This is a genomic window from Actinoplanes sp. NPDC051470, assembly GCF_040682035.1.
GTDB lineage: Bacteria > Actinomycetota > Actinomycetes > Mycobacteriales > Micromonosporaceae > Actinoplanes.
In genome coordinates, this window is sequence record NZ_JBFBAA010000089.1 from 1 (window position 1) to 1,000 (window position 1,000).

Sequence of the window (1,000 nt, forward strand, 5' to 3'; positions counted from 1 at the left end):
AAAGGGGCCAAGTGCGCCTCGATCCGGGCGTCGACCTCACGAATGTCGGCCTCGATGGCCTCGACCCGGGCGATCATCTTGCCCAGCAGGAATGCATGATGATCCGTGAAACGGCCGGTCAAGGACTCCTGTAACGCCGGTATCTTGCGCCGCAGGCTGGAACGGGCCAGTTCAGCGAGAGTGTTCGGGTCACGCTGCCCGGCAATCAGCGCCGCCATCATCAACCGCCCGGACACACCGAACAGATCACTGACCACGACCGACAACGTGATCTGCGCGTCCTCCAGCAGCTTCTCCGCCCGGTTACGTTCCGCGCCGGCCTCGCCGATCAAATCGACCCGGTAACGGGTCAGATCCCGCAACATCCGAATCGGCGCCGGCGGTACGAAACTCGGCCGGATCATCTGCCGCTCGGCGACCTTGCACAACCACACCGCGTCCAGCCTGTCGGTCTTCGGCCGGCCCGGCAGATGCTTCACGTCACGGGCGTTCACCAGCCACACCTCGAACCCGTGCGCCTCGAGCAGGTAGAACACCGGCTTCCAGTAATCACTGGTCGCTTCCATCACCACCCGGGTCACACCCAGCACCGCCAACCGCTCGGCCAACCCGATCAGCGAACGAGTCATCGTGGCGTAGGTCTGCACTTCCTGCAACCGCCGTCCCGGCTTCGCCGCATCCGGCACCCGGGCGCAGCACACCAGCGACGCCTTACCGATATCCAGCCCCGCGACATGCGTGATGATCTCGTCCACGTCCTGCGCCTGTTCCAGCACCGACACCCCTCCCGAACAACAACAACTCAAACGGGAAGATCGCCCGCGGCAGCCACAGGAAGGGTGAATCTAACTCTCGTGCTCGCAGCAACAATGAAGGGCCCCAAACGCGACTGCCCGCGTCCGACTAGCCCACGACCTCGTACGGATCAAGGAGACACGACGTCAGCGAGCGACCAACACCCATTTTCAGCCCGGAACGGGCCACCTCGCCAGAGGCGACA

At 64.1% G+C, this 1,000-nt stretch carries 1 protein-coding gene; it reads right to left on the minus strand.

The annotated features are described in order from the left end of the window. On the minus strand, nt 1-776 hold a 776-nt coding region (locus AB0M54_RS47900; protein WP_364480067.1), incomplete at its 3' end, for an IS110 family transposase. Nucleotides 777-1,000 lie beyond the last annotated feature (224 nt).